At 39.5% G+C, this 458-nt stretch carries 1 protein-coding gene; it reads right to left on the reverse strand.

Features of this window, described 5'->3' with window-relative positions:
* Positions 1–28: 28 nt before the first annotated feature.
* Positions 29–458, reverse strand: a 430-nt coding sequence (locus RM545_RS17535) for an IS1634 family transposase (protein ID WP_311496580.1), incomplete at its 5' end; no start/stop codon positions are given.

Below are 458 nucleotides of genomic sequence, written 5' to 3' on the forward strand. Positions count from 1 at the left end.
CCTGACTTCCGCACTGAGACACCCTGACCTATATTTTTACTAAGGAAGCAAAATATTTTTGCTCCTCCGTTAGTAATAGCAGCTTACTTATTTTGCTTCCGCTAGGAAGTTTGAAGGTTATTTCATGAATGTTCTCCGCAATTTCTATGGCTTTATTAGCACTAACAGTAGCTTTCTTTGTCTTGAGTTGCCGCTCCAGTTCCTTAAATACCTTATAGGCCACAAAGGATATACAAATATGTGCTTCAATACGCTTTTGTAATCGGTGGTAGATGGGCCTGATCTTTAAATCCGTTTTGGCTATACGAAATGCATATTCAATTTGCCAAAGATGTTGGTAATTTTCAATGATTTGATCTTTTGGTAGCTTTGTGTTGGATAGGTATCCTTTGAGTCCATCCCATCTGGCATCCTGCCGGAGCTTCTCTGTATCAATTGCCACAGTAATTTCTCCCTCA

The organism is Autumnicola lenta, from assembly GCF_031846515.1.
GTDB lineage: Bacteria > Bacteroidota > Bacteroidia > Flavobacteriales > Flavobacteriaceae > Autumnicola > Autumnicola lenta.